We start from the raw sequence: 15695 nt of genomic DNA on the forward strand, positions 1-15695 counted from the left end.
GATCAGTTGACCTCCACCGGCGTGGCGCCCATGCGGCCCAGTGCCTGAATCACCGTATCGGGTTCCAGCAGCCGCAGGCAGTTGTAGTGCCCGAAGCGGCACGTCCGATCAAAACAAGGGCTGCATTCGATGCCCAGCCGCACGATCTCGACTTCATCGGCCAGTGGCGGCGTGAAACCGGGGGATGTCGAGCCGTAGACCGCCACCAGCGGACGGTTCAGGGCCGCGGCCACGTGCATCAGGCCCGAGTCGTTGGACACCACAGAGTCGGCGCACGACAGCAGATCGATGGCTTCGGCCAGCGAGGTTTCGCCGCACAGATTGACGGACTCTTCGCGCAAACCCGGAATCAGGTTTTCGCGGATGGTCTCACCGACCGGATGGTCTTTCTTGGAGCCGAACAGCCAGACCTGCCAGCCTTCGCGGATCCTCGCGTCCGCGACCTGAGCATAATGCTCGGCCGGCCAGCGCTTGGACTCGCCGAACTCCGCACCGGGACACAGCGCCAGCACAGGGCGGTCCAGTACCAGACCAAACTTGCTCAGCGCCGCATCGCGACTGGTCGCGTCGATGCGCAGACTCGGCTTGGGATAAGGATGCGGCAGTTCCGCGTCCCTGTCGTACGCAAGAGCCATGAAGCGCTCGATCATCAATGGATAGCGCTCTTTGTCGAGCACGCGCACGTCGTTCAGCAGGCCGTAGCGGAACTCGCCCCGCCAGCCGGTGCGCTTGGGAATACCGGCGAAAAACGGCACCAGCGCCGACTTGAGCGAGTTGGGCAGCAGGATCGCCTGGTCGTACTGGCCGGCCAGACTCTTGCCGATCCGGCGACGGGTCGCCAGTTCGAGGGCGCCATGGCCCAGCGGGAAACTCAGTGCGGCGCGTACTTCGGGCATGCGCTCCAGGATCGGACGACTCCACTCGGGCGCCAGCACATCGATTTCGCATTCAGGATGGCGCTGTTTCAGACACTGGAACAGCGTCTGCGCCATCACCATGTCACCGACCCAGCTTGGCCCAACGATCAGAATTTTCATGCTTCTTCCAAAACGACCAGGGAGCCGGTCGGGCCGCGTGACACCTCCACACAACCCGCCGCCTCCCTGTCCTATCTTTTATATAGCTCTGCACGCGACCATGACACAGTCATTACAGACGCCGAGACTCAGCTCAGCCCCATCTGCGCCCAGATCCGCATCACTTCGCGCCGCTCGGCCTGGAACTGGTCACCGCGCACGATACCCGCTTCGTTCTGCAAGGCCTGACGGTGCGCCGCGGCGCGGTAGGCCTTGTAGGCCTCGCGCAACAATCCGGCGTCCGACTCGGACAACAGACCGGCCTGCTCCAGACCTTCCAGAATCCGGATATTGTCGGTATAGCGCACCAGCGCGGGATGCTCTCTGGACCACGCCAGGGCCGCGTATTGCACCATAAATTCAATATCGACGATACCTCCGGCGTCCTGCTTGAGGTCAAAGGGCACTGTGGCATCGAATGCATTGGCGGCGGTTCCGGCCGCGGTTATCCGGGTGCCCAGGTTATCGCGCATCTTGGCGCGCATCTCGCTGACTTCGCTTCGCAGCGTATCCACGTCGCGCTCGCGCCCCAGGACCCGGGTCCTGACCTGTTCGAAAGCAGTGCCCACGTCCGGGCTGCCCACCAGCACTCTGGCGCGAACCAGCGCCTGATGTTCCCAGGTCCAGGCCTCGTTCTGCTGGTAGCGGTCGAAGGCGCCCAGCGAGCTGACCAGCAGACCGGACGCGCCGGAAGGTCGCAGACGCATGTCTACCTCGTAAAGCTGGCCGGAGTTGGTCTGCGTGGTCAGCAAATGGATGATCCGCTGCCCCAGGCGCGTGAAGAACTGCGCGCCGTCCAGAGGCTTGGCGCCATCGGTTTCGGCCTGCGGGTCGCCGTCATGAATGAACACCAGATCCAGGTCGGAACCGTGCCCCAGTTCGATGCCGCCGACTTTGCCGTAGCCGACGATGATGAAGCCCGGATCGCACGGACTGCCGTCGGGCCGACGCGGGGTGCCGTGCCGTGCGACGGTGTGCCGCCAGGCGAGCGCCAGAACCTGCTCCAGAATGGCCTCCGCCAGCCAGGTCAGATAATCGCTGACTTTCATCAGAGGCAGGCCGCCGGATATCTCGGAAGCCGCGACGCGCAGACGATGCGCGAGCTTGAAATGACGCAGGGCCTCCATCTGCTGCTCAAGATCGTCTTCAGGGATGCGCACCAGTCGCTCCCGCAGTTCGGCGGCAAGCTCGGGTGCCAGCGGCGGATTGAACAGGCGCCCCTCGTTCAGCAATTCATCGAGCAGCAGCGGGAACCGCGCGATCTGCTCGGCGATCCAGGGGCTGGCGGCGCACAAGGTCAGCAACCGACGCAGTGCGTCAGGGTTTTCCGTCAGCAGCACCAGATAAGCCGAACGCCGCGCCACCGCTTCGACCAGAGGCAGCACCCGCTCCAGCACCAGATCGGGGTTTTCATGCTCCACCGCCTGGGCCAGCAGGCGCGGAATGAAGGCGTCGAGTCGCTCGCGGCCCAGGCGCTGCATCGAACGCAACTGCGGGCTGCCACGCAGATTGGAAAGCTGTCTGAGCGCGGTCTGCGCGTTGGCAAATCCGGCCTCGGTCAACTGCCGGCTGGCGGCTTCCTCGTCCTGGGACTCTTCCCACAAAGGCAACCACTCGCCGCCGACCGTCACCTCGCCTTCATCCTGCTCCTCATCAGGATCGGCAATCACCTGGCGGAAATGCCAGGACACCCGCTCGCGCCAATGCATCAAGCGCTCGTGAAACGCCGGCCAGCTGTCGAAGCCCATCATGAAGGCGATCCGGGCCTGATCCAGTTCGTTGTCCGGCAGCATCTGGGTCTGGCGGTCAGCGATCGCCTGGATAGCGTGTTCGGTGTAACGCAGGAATTCATAGCCTTCGCGCAGTTCGTTGGTCACCGCCGACGGCAGGTAGCCTTGCCCCTCCAGCGTGCTCAACACCTTGAACAGCGGCCTTTGCTGCAGGCTGAGGTCGCGCCCGCCGTGAATCAACTGGAACGCCTGGGCGATGAATTCCACTTCGCGAATGCCGCCCGCGCCCAGTTTGATGTTCTCGGCCATGCCCTTGCGGCGCACTTCCTGCTGGATCAGCTGCTTCATGGTGCGCAGCGCTTCGATGGCCGAAAAGTCCAGGTAACGGCGGTAGACGAAAGGCCGGAGCATCTCCAGCAACTGCTCGCCGGCAGCCTGATCGCCGCCGACCACCCGGGCCTTGATCATGGCGTAGCGCTCCCAGTCGCGCCCCTGATCCTGGTAATACTGTTCCAGCGCGTTGAAGCTGAGCACCAGCGCCCCGGACGAGCCGTAGGGCCGCAGGCGCATGTCGACGCGAAACACGAAGCCGTCCACGGTGACCGGGTCCAGCGCCTTGATCAGCCGCTGGCCGAGGCGGATGAAGAATTCCTGATTGTCCAGCGGGCGTTTGACCCCGGTGGTTTCGCCGCCTTCGGGATAGCCGAAGATCAGGTCGATGTCCGAAGACAGGTTCAGCTCCACCGCGCCCAGCTTGCCCATGCCGAGAATGACCAGATGCTGGGGCTCGCCACTGCGGCGGCCGATCGGCGTGCCGAACTGCTGACAGTGGCGCGTGTATAACCAGCGGTAGGCCTGGTCGATACAGGCGTCAGCCATGTCCGACAGATCGCGACAGGTTTCGATCAGATTGGCCTGACGGCTCAGGTCGCGCCAGATAATCCGCACTTGCTGTCGCATGCGTTGCCGACGTAGATTACGCCCCAACTCGTCTTCGCTGTCGGCCGCCTGGGCCGCCGTGGCGATCTGGTCGCGCAGCTCGCCCGTTGCGAAGCTGCGTTCCAGCACCCCGGCTTGCGCCAGTTCCAGCAGCATCAACGGGTCGCGGACGACCTGCTCGGCGACGAAATCGCTGCAGGCACAAACCCGGTCGAATGCCTGCAGGCGGGCTTCGGGCCAGCTTGCGAAGGATGCCAGGGATTCGTCCGACAAAGCGGCGACGGCAGTATGAAAGGCTTGCCGGGCGCGGGCAGCGGCGGGCAGCAGAATGTCGGGAAAAACGGTCAGCGAAGGAAGGCTCATGGTCTATCCTGATTCGGCGTACCTGAGGCGACCTGCCATGACCGCAAGACCCAATGCAACACCGACGAATGTCGAACAAAGGTGATTAATTGCCAGAAAAACCGCCAAGGCAGCAGCCGGCGCCGGTTTTTCCCTGAAAACTACTCGATCCTGTGCAACGGTAACGTTTTATCTCACAACACGACAGAAGCGATACGCTCGCTTCTCTGTAGTTTTACTACTGGGCCTACAATCCGTAGGGCTGAAATGACTGACGATTTGTAGTAAAACTACACGCCGCCGGAGCCACCTCCGGTCATCCAAGAATTCATGTCGTCTGCCCACAAGGCCAGTCGCAAACTCAGGCAACCGATTCTGGAAGCCTTTCCGCCCTGGAGCAAGCCATGCAAGACCTCGATCCCGTCGAAACCCAGGAATGGCTGGACGCCCTGGAATCGGTTCTCGACAAAGAAGGCGAAGACCGTGCTCATTATCTGATGACCCGTATGGGCGAACTGGCCACCAGAAGTGGCTCGCAGTTGCCGTACGCCATCACCACGCCTTACCGCAACACCATTCCCGTCACCCACGAAGCACGCATGCCTGGCGACCTGTTCATGGAACGCCGCATTCGCTCGCTGGTGCGCTGGAACGCATTGGCCATGGTCGTCAAGACCAACCTGAACGACCCGGACCTGGGCGGTCACATCTCCAGCTTCGCCTCCAGTGCGACGCTGTATGACATCGGTTTCAACTACTTCTTCCAGGCCCCGACCGAAGAACACGGCGGCGACCTGATCTACTTCCAGGGTCACGCATCGCCAGGCGTGTACGCCCGTGCGTTCCTCGAAGGTCGCATCACTGAAGACCAGATGAACAACTTCCGCCAGGAAGTCGACGGACAGGGCCTGTCGTCCTACCCACACCCGTGGCTGATGAAGGACTTCTGGCAGTTCCCGACCGTCTCCATGGGTCTGGGTCCGATCCAGGCGATCTACCAGGCACGCTTCATGAAGTACCTGGAGCACCGCGGCTTCATCCCGGAAGGCAAGCAGAAGGTCTGGTGCTTCCTGGGCGACGGCGAGACCGACGAGCCGGAATCCCTGGGCGCCATCGCCCTGGCCGGTCGCGAGAAGCTCGACAACCTGATCTTCGTGGTCAACTGCAATCTGCAGCGTCTGGACGGTCCGGTACGCGGCAACGCCAAGATCATCCAGGAACTGGAAGGCGTATTCCGTGGCGCCCAGTGGAACGTGACCAAGGTCATCTGGGGCCGTTTCTGGGACCCGCTGCTGGCCAAAGACGTCGACGGCATCCTGCAGCGCCGCATGGACGAAGTCATCGACGGCGAGTACCAGAACTACAAGGCCAAGGACGGCGCGTTCGTCCGTGAGCACTTCTTCAACACCCCTGAGCTCAAGGCGATGGTCGCGGACATGTCCGACGACGAAATCTGGAAGCTCAACCGTGGCGGTCACGACCCGTACAAGGTCTACGCGGCCTACCACCAGGCGGTCAACCACAAGGGCCAGCCTACCGTGGTCCTCGCCAAGACCATCAAGGGTTATGGCACCGGTGCCGGCGAAGCCAAGAACACCGCGCACAACACCAAGAAGGTCGATGTCGACAGCCTGCGTCACTTCCGCGACCGCTTCGACATCCCGGTCAAGGACGCGGAACTCGAATCCCTGCCGTTCTACAAGCCTGAAGAAGGCAGCGCCGAAGCCCGTTACCTGAGCGAGCGTCGTGCCGCGCTGGGCGGTTTCGTGCCGCAGCGCCGCGCACAGAGCTTCAGCCTGCCGACTCCGCCACTGGAAACCCTCAAGGCCATCCTGGACGGTTCGGGCGACCGTGAAATCTCCACCACCATGGCTTTCGTGCGCATCCTGGCGCAGTTGGTCAAGGACAAGGAAGTCGGTCAGCGCATCGTGCCGATCATTCCGGACGAAGCCCGTACCTTCGGTATGGAAGGCATGTTCCGCCAGCTGGGCATCTACTCCTCCGTCGGCCAGCTCTACGAGCCAGTCGATAAAGAGCAGGTGATGTTCTACCGCGAGGACAAGAAGGGCCAGATCCTCGAAGAAGGCATCAACGAAGCGGGCGCCATGTCCTCCTTCATCGCGGCCGGTACTGCGTACAGCAACCACAACCAGCCGATGCTGCCGTTCTACATCTTCTACTCGATGTTCGGCTTCCAGCGTATCGGCGACCTGGCCTGGGCCGCTGGCGACAGCCGCACCCGTGGCTTCCTGGTCGGCGGCACCGCCGGTCGTACCACGCTCAACGGTGAAGGTCTGCAGCACGAAGACGGTCACAGCCACATCCTGGCTTCGACCATCCCGAACTGCCGCACCTTCGACCCGACCTACGGCTACGAGCTGGCGGTCATCGTTCGTGAAGGCATGCGTCTGATGCTCGAAGAGCAGCAGGACATCTTCTACTACCTGACCGTGATGAACGAATCCTACGTGCAGCCAGCCATGCCGGCCGGTGCCGAGGAAGGCATCATCAAGGGCATGTACCTGCTCGAAGAAGACACCAAGGAAGCGGCGCACCACGTCCAGTTGCTGGGCTCGGGCACCATCCTGCGTGAAGTTCGCGAAGCGGCGAAGATCCTGCGCGACGAGTTCAATATCGGCGCCGACGTCTGGAGCGTCACCAGCTTCAACGAACTGCGTCGCGACGGTCTGGCGGTCGAGCGCTACAACCGCCTGCACCCGGGTCAGAAACCTCAGTTGACCTACGTCGAAGAGTGCCTCAACGGCCGCAAGGGTCCGGTGATCGCATCGACCGACTACATGAAACTGTTCGCTGACCAGATTCGTCAGTGGGTTCCGACCAAGGAATACAAAGTTCTGGGCACCGACGGCTTCGGCCGTAGCGACAGCCGCAAGAAGCTGCGTCACTTCTTCGAAGTCGACCGTCACTTCGTGGTGCTGGCCGCCCTGGAAGCCTTGGCCGATCGTGGCGATATCGAACCTAAAGTCGTGGCGGAAGCCATTACCCGGTTCGGCATCGATCCTGAAAAACGCAATCCACTGGACTGCTAAGAGTCTGCTTCAAGAGCGCTGACCAGCGTAGACAGCCGAGGATGCGGAATTTACCTGACGTAAATGAGCATCCGACGCTGTTTTCCTGCAATTGAATCAGCGTAATCGAGAGTGAACAGGTTCTCCGAAGGAGAGACATAGTGAGTGAGCTAATTCGCGTACCCGACATCGGCAACGGTGAAGGTGAAGTCATTGAATTGATGGTCAAGGTCGGTGATCGCATCGAAGCTGACCAGAGCATTCTGACGCTGGAGTCGGACAAGGCGAGCATGGAAATTCCTGCTCCCAAGGCTGGCGTCATCAAGGTCATGAAGGTCAAGCTGGGCGACCGCCTGAAAGAAGGCGACGAGCTGTTCGAGCTGGAAGTCGAAGGCGAAGCGGCTGCCGCGCCTGCCGAGGCCGCACCTGCCGCAGCTCCGGCTGCTGCTGAAAAGCCTGCCGAGGCTGCCCCTGCCCCCGCCGCCGCGCCTGCACCTGCCGCTGCTGCTGCCGTTCAGGACATCCACGTGCCGGATATCGGCTCGTCGGGCAAGGCTAAGATCATCGAACTGATGGTCAAGGTCGGCGACAGCATCCAGGCCGATCAGTCGCTGATCACCCTGGAATCGGACAAGGCCAGCATGGAGATCCCTTCTCCGGCCGCCGGCGTTGTCGAAAGCATCGAAGTCAAGCTGGACCAGGAAGTCGGCACCGGTGACCTGATCCTCAAGCTCAAGGTCGAAGGCGCCGCGCCTGCCGCCGCTCCTGCTCCGACCGCCAGCGCACCGGCCGCCGCCCCTGCCAAGGCTGAAGCCGCACCGGCTGCTGCTCCTGCACCTAAAGCCGAAGCCCCGGCACCTGCCGCCGCGCCTGCCAAGGACGGCGCCAAGGTTCACGCCGGCCCGGCGGTTCGCCAGCTGGCACGCGAGTTCGGCGTCGAGCTGTCGGCCGTCAGCGCTTCCGGCCCGCACGGCCGCGTGCTGAAGGAAGACGTACAGGCTTACGTCAAGGCCATGATGCAAAAGGCCAAGGAAGCACCGGCCGGCGGCGCGAGCGGCGGCATGGGCATCCAGCCGATTCCGGAAGTCGACTTCAGCCGTTTCGGCGAAATCGAAGAAGTGCCGATGACCCGCCTGATGCAACTGGGCGCGACCGGTCTGCATCGCAGCTGGCTGAACATCCCGCACGTCACCCAGTTCGACCAGGCCGACATCACCGAGCTGGAAGCTTTCCGTGTCGCGCAGAAAGCCGTGGCGGAAAAGGCCGGCGTCAAGCTGACCGTGCTGCCTCTGCTGCTCAAGTCCTGCGCGCATCTGCTCAAGGAACTGCCGGACTTCAACGCTTCGCTGGCGCCAAGCGGCAAGGCTGTGATCCGCAAGAAGTACGTGCACATCGGTTTCGCCGTGGACACCCCGGACGGCCTGCTGGTCCCGGTCATCCGCGACGTCGACCAGAAGAGCCTGCTGCAACTGGCCGCCGAAGCGGCTGCGCTGGCCGAAAAGGCCCGCAACAAGAAGCTGACCGCCAACGACATGCAGGGCGCCTGCTTCACCATCTCCAGCCTCGGTCACATCGGCGGTACCGGCTTCACGCCGATCGTCAATGCGCCTGAGGTGGCGATCCTGGGTGTTTCCAAAGCGACCATCCAGCCGGTCTGGGACGGCAAAGCCTTCCAGCCGAAGCTGATGCTGCCTCTGTCGCTGTCCTACGATCACCGCGTGATCAACGGCGCCGCGGCTGCCCGCTTCACCAAGCGCCTGAGCGAATTGCTGGCGGATATCCGCACGATTCTGCTGTAAGCCCGAGCCGGCCCGTCATCACGACGGGCCAACGCTCCCGATTTGCGAGCAACGCTCGAACCTCAACCCCGCCCTCAAGCGGGGCTTTTTTTGTCCGATGCCCTCCCGACTTCGTAGGAGCCACCGGGGCGGCGTTCCGCCTTGCTGGCGATCTGCCGTGCTGCTGTCGGCATTGAGCAATGCGCGTAACGGGTCGACCTTTGCGAGTGTGAGGTTGTAAGCGTTTATCGCCAGCAAGCTGGCTCCTACGCGCATCAGCGATGCTCGACAGCATTGAAGATCTACCGCTTGCTGCCGACATACTTTTATAGCACTAAGCCACTGCACCTCTTGTAAGCCCGCGTCGCATGATGCAACCTTGCCACATGCGTCATTGATGTGGGCCGTCCGCCCCGCGATCAGTATTCCGGAAGCGAGTTTGTTGATGAAAAGCCAAACCGATGCTGCCGGCAGAACGGCAGCCGAGGTAGTGACGCAATTGCCTGTGCCCTCGCGCTTGGGCATGCTGCGTTTCGAGCGGCTTAATGAAGCCAATTGGGCGCTGCTGTACCTCGATCCAAACTGTGAAAAACAGCTCGGCCTCGCTGCCGTGGATCTCTGCGCCCTGATTGGCTCACCCTACGCAAGCCTGATGGAACCCGAGGCGCGCTATCGCCTGCACGATGAAATTCAGGCACAACTGAGCGGCTCCACTCATTACACCATTCGCTATACCTTGCACACGCCGGGCGGACCCTTGGGCGTGGTGGAAATCGGCGAGGCTTACAAACAGCACAACCGGCATCTGCTGCGTGGCTATTTTCTGATCGTCGACGTCCTTGCTGTCGAGCGAGAGCCTGATTCCGGCGACCTGGAAACCCAGAATTCCAGGCTGCAGATCGCCCTGGAGCTGAACCAGCGCGCCCAGCGCGATCAGCTTGCGCATCTGGAGCGCGTGCGGGCCCAGCAGGATCTGATCCTGCATCTGACCCGCCAGCGCTACAGCGCGACCAATTCGGTTCAGGAAGCCGCGCAACTGATCACCAAAAGCGCCTGCGACATTTATGACGTGGACCGCGCGGGAATCTGGAGCCTGAACGATAACGAACTGGTGTCGATCGCCGACTATGTCCGGCAGACGGGCGACTACCAGCCCAGATCGCCCATCGACATAAGCCTCTATCCCAACTACCTGGAAGCCTTGCACAACAGTCGCGCCATCGACGCGCGCAACATGCAGGACGACCCGCGCACTCGCTCCCTGGCCGAGGCGCTTTCGCCGCTGGGCATCAGCGCGGTGCTCGATGCCAGCATTCGCATCGATGGCCAGGTGGTCGGCGTGCTCTGCCTGGAACAGACCGGCGGAACCCGTGAATGGCAGCCTGACGAGATCACCTTCGCCGGCGAGCTGGCGGACCAGTTCGCCCAGGTCATCAATAACCACAACCGGCGCGTGGCAACCAATGCCCTGCATTTGTTCCAGCGCGCGGTGGAGCAGAGCGCCAGCGCTTTTCTGCTGGTCAACTGCGATGGCGTGGTCGAATACGTGAACCCCAGCTTCACGGCGATCACCCAGTACAGCTCGGACGAGGTGCACGGTCACAAGCTTTCGGAGCTGCCGGCACTTGAAAACCTCAACGAACTCCTGCTGGAAGCCAATTCGAGTCTGACCAGCAGCAATAGCTGGCAAGGCGAGTTCAAGAGCCGCCGCAAGAACCTGGAGCCTTACTGGGGCCAGCTGTCCATCTCCAAGGTGTACGGCGACAATCGCGAACTGACTCACTACATCGGCATTTACGAAGACATCACCCAGAGCAAGCTGGCGCAACAGCGCATCGAGCGACTGGCGTACACCGACAACCTCACCAGCCTGGGGAACCGTCCGGCGTTCATTCGCAACCTCGACGAGCGCTTCGCCCGCGAGAGCGACTCGCAGATGAGCCTGCTGCTGGTGGACATCGACAACTTCAAGCGCATCAACGACAGCCTCGGCCATCAGACCGGGGACAAGCTGTTGATCAGCCTGGCGCGGCGGCTGCGCAATACCCTCAGCCCATCCGACGTACTGGCGCGCTTTGCCAGTAACGAGTTCGCGGTTCTGCTCGACCATACCGGTCTGGAGGCCGGCCAGAGCATCGCCAGCCAGGTCCTGGCGACGCTGGACAAGCCGATGTTCGTCGACAACCAGTTGATCAGCGTGACCGGCTCGGTGGGCCTGGCCTGCGCTCCGCTGCATGGTCGCGATCCGCAGACGCTGATGAAGAATGCAGGGCTTGCGCTGCACAAAGCCAAGGCCAACGGCAAGCATCAGGTGCAGGTGTTCACCGAAGCGCTCAATGCCGAGGCCAGCTACAAGCTGTTCGTCGAGAACAACCTGCGCCGCGCGCTGACCCAGAACGAGCTGGACGTGTTCTACCAGCCCAAACTCTGCCTGCGAACCGGTCGCCTGCTCGGTCTCGAAGCACTGTTGCGCTGGAATCATCCGGAAAAGGGCATGATCCGACCGGACCAGTTCATCAGCGTGGCCGAAGAAACCGGCCTGATCATCCCGATCGGCAAGTGGGTCGCGCGCCAGTCCTGCCGAATGAGCAAAGCCTTGACCGCCGCCGGGTTCGGCAATCTGCAAGTGGCGATCAACGTATCGCCCAAGCAGTTCTCCGATCCGGAACTGGTTTCGTCCATCGCCGCGATCCTGCGCGAGGAAGCACTCGACGCCTCGCTGCTGGAACTGGAACTGACCGAAGGTCTGCTGCTGGAAGCCACCGAGGACACGCGCCTGCAACTGGACTCGCTCAAACGTCTGGGCCTGTCGCTGGCGATGGATGACTTCGGTACCGGTTACTCGTCCTTCAGTTACCTGAAGAAATTCCCCATCGACGTGATCAAGATCGACCGCAGCTTCATCCGGGACATTCCCGATGACGAGGACGACATGGAGATCACCTCGGCGGTCATCGCCATGGCGCACAACCTCAAGCTCAAGGTCGTGGCCGAAGGCATCGAAACGGCGGCGCAACTGGCGTTTCTGCGCCGGCATCGCTGCGACGTCGGTCAAGGCTATCTGTTCGACAAGCCGATCGCGGGCGATGAACTGATCGAGAAGCTGCACCGCTACTCCCGTCGTCCTTGATCAGGCAGCCCTTCTCGCGCTCGACGCTCTCGGGCACACTGTCGGTCCGTTTCAACACGGCAGCACTTGTTTGCGCGACGACCGCACCCATATAGGTACGCTCTTCCGTCCTGGCCCTGCTGCCTGTCTCACATCGAGAGGATATGGTTCATGACTCTGCGCTCGGAAATTCTGGTGAACAAGAACGTACTCCCTACCGCGGACCAGGCACTGCCGGGCCGTGAAACCCCCATGACCGTTCCCGATCAGCACTTCGTCAATGGCAACCCGCTGCTGGGTCCTTTCCCCGGGAACGTGGAATTCGCCATTTTCGGCATGGGCTGCTTCTGGGGCGCCGAACGTCGCCTGTGGCAGCAGGAAGGCGTGTACAGCACGGCGGTGGGTTACGCCGGTGGTATCACTCCGAACCCGACCTATGAAGAAGTCTGCTCCGGTCTCACCGGTCACAGCGAAGTGGTGCTGGTGGTCTACGAGCCGGAAAAAATCAGCTACGAAGCCTTGCTCAAGGTGTTCTGGGAAGCGCATAACCCGACCCAGGGCATGCGCCAGGGCAACGACATCGGCACCCAGTACCGCTCCGTGATCTACTGCCCCAAGCCTGAACAACTCGAAGCGGCCAAGGCCAGCGAGCAGGCGTTCCAGGCGGAACTGAGCAAGGCCGGCCTGGGCTCGATCACCACCGAAATCGCCGAAGCGCCGACCTTCTACTTTGCCGAGGCGTATCACCAGCAATACCTGGCGAAGAACCCGCAAGGCTATTGCGGCCTGGGCGGCACCGGCGTCTGCCTGCCGGCCTGATCGTTCGTCAGCGAGACATATCGCCAGCAAGCTGGCTCCAACCGAGTAGGAGCCAGCTTGCTGGCGATCAGCCCCCTTTGGCTCCAGCCAGGACTCGCCGCATGTTCCATTTCTCCATCCCCCTGAAACAGCGCTTCGCCGCCCTGCACAGTTCGGCGCAGTTCTTCTCCCTGCGCTACGTCCGCCGGACCACTCAACACCTGTCAGTCCGCAAGAACGTGGCCGAGCCGCCGTCGCTGGGCAGCGACCAAGGCGCGATGCTGACGGTGCGCCTCAACGGGGTCGAGGCTTACGCCGCCACCAACGACCTGTCCCAGGCCGGTCTGCAGGCGGCGTTACGGCAAGCCGAGAGCCTGGCCCGACGAATGGCGCCGCATGCGCTGCTGGACCTGACTCATCAGGCGGTCTCAAGCGCGAAGGGCGATTACCTGTCGCCGCATCTTGCCGACCCCTTCCCCTCGCTGGGCGATTGCATCGAGCTGTTGATGGCCGAATCCCATGCCGTGCCCGCCGATCCACGCTTCGTGGACTGGCAGGCCAGCCTGGGGCTGGAAACCGTCGAGCAGATCTACCTCAACACCGCCGGCGCGGAAATCCGCCAGGCCCAGCGTTTCGTGTTTCCGGGCATGACCGTCACGGCCTACGACGGCCACGACAGCCAGACCCGCAGCCTGGGCCGTGACAATTTCGGCCAGCAGGGCGGCGCCGAGGTCCTCGCGGCCTGCGGTCTTATCGACGCAGCGGCGCAGGTCGCCGATCAGGCGTTGCAGTTGATTCTGGCGCCAAACACACCGGCCGGACCGCGCGACCTCTTGTTGATGCCGGACCAGATGGTGTTGCAGATCCACGAGTCCATCGGTCATCCGCTGGAGCTGGACCGGATCCTGGGCGACGAGCGCAATTACGCGGGAACCAGTTTCGTCCAGTTGAGCGACTTCGGCACGCTGCAATACGGCTCACCGCTGCTCAACGTGACCTTCGACCCCGAGATCCCCGAGCAACTGGCGAGCTACGGCCACGATGACGAAGGGACCGAGGCCAGCAAGCAGTTCCTGATCCGCGACGGCGTGCTGCAACGCCCGCTCGGCGGCGCGCTGTCGCAGCATCGCTGCGGCCTGCCAGGCGTGGCCAACAGCCGCGCGTGCAACTGGAACCGCGCGCCCATCGACCGCATGGCCAATCTCAACATCGAACCGGGGAATCAGTCGATGCAGAGTCTGATCGGCAACATCGAGCGCGGCATCCTGATGTCGACCAACCGCTCATGGTCCATCGACGATGCGCGCAACAAGTTCCAGTTCGGTTGCGAATGGGGCCAGCTCATCGAAAACGGCAAACTCAAGGGCGTGGTCAAGAACCCCAACTATCGTGCGATTTCCGCGCACTTCTGGAAAAGCCTCGTGGCCGTCGGCGATGCCAGCACCTTCAAGGTGCTGGGCACGCCCAACTGCGGCAAGGGCGAGCCCAATCAGGTGATCCGGGTCGGGCATGCTTCGCCAGCCTGCGTATTCGCTGGCGTAGACGTGTTCGGAGGAGATGCCTGATGTCGCACCAACAGCAATTCGAGGCGCTGGTCGCCGGGCTGCGAGCGGCTCTGCGCCCGGACGAGCACTTCACCCTGGCCTACAACGCCGAAGCATCGGATTTCATCCGCTTCAATCACGGCCGGGTACGACAAGCTGGCCATGTGCGGCAGGCGAGTGTCACCCTCAAGCTCATTGATGACGGTCGTCATGCCGATATCGAGCTGACGCTGTCGGGCGAGGCGGAGAATGACAGCCAGCGCCTGGGCGATGCGCTGCGGCAACTGCGCGACACCCTGCCCGCGCTCGCCAAGGACCCCTACCTGTTGCCCAACATTGAGGCATGGGCCACCGAGAACCGACAGGCCGGCGCGTTGCCCGACAGCGGCGACGTGGTCGGGCGTATCGACACCTTGTCCGCCGACCTGGATCTGGTGGGCTTCTACGCGGCCGGCCCCATCTATCGCGGTTTCGCCAGCTCCTGGGGTGCGTTGGGCTGGCATGAGGCAAACAGCTTCAACTTCGACTGGAGCCTGTTCCACGCCAACGGCCAGGCCGTAAAGGCCAACTATGCCGGTCATCAATGGGACGAAGCGGTCTTCGAGCGTCGTTTCGAACAGGCTCGCGAGCAGCTGGAATTTCTCGGCAGACCGCTGCGCACGCTGGAGCCGGGCGAATACCGCGCCTATCTGGCCCCGGCGGCGATGGAAGAGATCATGAGCATGCTGTGCTGGGGCGGCTTTTCGGCGCAGTCGATCGCCAGCAAGCGCAGCCCGCTGCAACGGCTGTACGCCGGGGAAACGAACTTCAGCCCGCTGGTCAACGTGAGCGAGCAAGTCAGCGGCTCGCTGTCGCCCGCCTTCTCCCAGGAAGGCTACCCGCGCCGGGATCTGGATCTGATCGTCGCCGGCCAGGCTCGTGAGCGTCTGGTGGATTCCAGCAGCGCCGCCGAATATGGCCTGGAGGCCAACGGCGCGGATTACGGCGAATGGCCCAGCGCACTGAACATGGCGGGGGGATCGCTGGAGCTGGACGATGTTCTTGAGCAGCTCGGCACCGGGCTGTACATCGGCAATCTCTGGTATCTGAACTTCTCCGACCAGCCCGCCGCGCGCCTGACCGGCATGACCCGCTTCGCCACCTTCTGGGTCGAAGACGGTCGAATCGTCGCCCCGGTCAGCACCATGCGTTTCGACGACAGCGCCTACAGCCTGCTGGGCAGCGCGCTGGAAAATCTCACCAAAGAGCGGGAACTCATCCTGTCGACAAGTACCTATAGTCAGCGCCAGACAGCTTCCAGCCATTTGCCCGGCGCACTCATCAGCCGACTGACACTCACTCTGTAAGCGG

The 15695-nt window shown here is 62.6% G+C and carries 8 protein-coding genes; 6 read left to right on the forward strand and 2 right to left on the reverse strand.

Annotated elements, in window-relative coordinates:
• Positions 1–2: 2 nt before the first annotated feature.
• On the reverse strand, positions 3–1037 hold the full coding sequence (waaF, locus tag TRP66_RS14190; protein ID WP_333403708.1) for a lipopolysaccharide heptosyltransferase II: 1035 nt from the start codon (positions 1035–1037) through the stop codon (positions 3–5).
• Between the two features lie 128 nt (positions 1038–1165).
• Entirely contained in the window at positions 1166–4108 is a 2943-nt protein-coding gene (glnE, locus tag TRP66_RS14195) for a bifunctional [glutamate--ammonia ligase]-adenylyl-L-tyrosine phosphorylase/[glutamate--ammonia-ligase] adenylyltransferase (RefSeq protein ID WP_333403710.1), read from the reverse strand.
• A gap of 383 nt (positions 4109–4491) precedes the next feature.
• On the opposite strand from glnE, the gene aceE reads away from it, so the two are divergent.
• The 6 genes from aceE (at position 4492) to TRP66_RS14225 (ending at position 15691) form a co-directional block, all read left to right on the forward strand.
• Positions 4492–7137, forward strand: a complete 2646-nt coding sequence (aceE, locus tag TRP66_RS14200; RefSeq protein WP_333403712.1) for a pyruvate dehydrogenase (acetyl-transferring), homodimeric type — start codon at positions 4492–4494, stop codon at positions 7135–7137.
• A 140-nt stretch (positions 7138–7277) separates the two neighbouring features.
• Positions 7278–8915 carry a dihydrolipoyllysine-residue acetyltransferase gene (aceF, locus tag TRP66_RS14205; protein ID WP_333403714.1) on the forward strand — a complete coding sequence of 546 codons (1638 nt, stop codon included), beginning with the start codon at positions 7278–7280 and terminating at the stop codon, positions 8913–8915.
• Positions 8916–9339: 424 nt separating this feature from the next.
• Complete coding sequence (locus TRP66_RS14210; RefSeq protein WP_333403716.1) at positions 9340–12024, forward strand: sensor domain-containing phosphodiesterase; 2685 nt, start codon at positions 9340–9342, stop codon at positions 12022–12024.
• 150 nt (positions 12025–12174) lie between these two features.
• Positions 12175–12822, forward strand: coding sequence for a peptide-methionine (S)-S-oxide reductase MsrA (gene msrA, locus TRP66_RS14215; RefSeq protein ID WP_333403718.1), 648 nt, complete (start codon positions 12175–12177; stop codon positions 12820–12822).
• 101 nt (positions 12823–12923) lie between these two features.
• The gene (locus tag TRP66_RS14220; protein ID WP_333403720.1) at positions 12924–14366 is read left to right on the forward strand and encodes a TldD/PmbA family protein; all 1443 of its coding nucleotides are present in this window, start codon (positions 12924–12926) and stop codon (positions 14364–14366) included.
• Entirely contained in the window at positions 14366–15691 is a 1326-nt protein-coding gene (locus TRP66_RS14225) for a TldD/PmbA family protein (RefSeq protein ID WP_333403722.1), read from the forward strand. The genes TRP66_RS14220 and TRP66_RS14225 overlap by 1 nt, the downstream gene beginning before the upstream one ends.
• The last annotated feature ends 4 nt before the right edge of the window (positions 15692–15695 follow it).

Origin of the sequence: Pseudomonas sp. JDS28PS106 (assembly GCF_036706555.1) — a bacterium.
Lineage (GTDB): Bacteria > Pseudomonadota > Gammaproteobacteria > Pseudomonadales > Pseudomonadaceae > Aquipseudomonas.